This is a genomic window from Paludisphaera soli (assembly GCF_011064595.1).
GTDB lineage: Bacteria > Planctomycetota > Planctomycetia > Isosphaerales > Isosphaeraceae > Paludisphaera > Paludisphaera soli.
In genome coordinates this window covers 1-312 of sequence record NZ_JAALJI010000173.1, presented here as the reverse complement: position 1 = coordinate 312, position 312 = coordinate 1, and the positions used below count along the sequence as shown (strand labels likewise).

The following is a 312-nucleotide window of genomic DNA, read 5'->3' as shown; positions in this document are numbered from 1 at the left end:
GGAGCCTCGCGGTGAAACGAAGAGCAAACCTATGAAACTCACCCTCGGCACCAAGACCTTCAAGGCCACGCTCGACGACAACGCGGCGACGGCCAAGCTCCGGGCGATGCTTCCCCTGACGCTCGACATGGCTGAGTTGAACGGCAACGAGAAGCATGCCCACCTCCCGACGCCGCTCCCGACCGAGGTCACGGACCCCGGTACGATTCGGAACGGCGACCTGATGCTCTGGGGCTCGGACACGCTGGTCGTTTTCTACAAGGGTTTCAAGACCAGCTACAGCTACACCCGCCTCGGCCGAATCGACGACCC

At 62.8% G+C, this 312-nt stretch carries 1 protein-coding gene; it reads left to right on the top strand.

Annotation, left to right across the window (positions count from 1 at the left end):
- Positions 1-31: 31 nt before the first annotated feature.
- A partial coding sequence (locus tag G6O68_RS32190) for a cyclophilin-like fold protein (RefSeq protein ID WP_206108311.1) occupies positions 32-312 on the top strand: 281 nt, incomplete at its 3' end.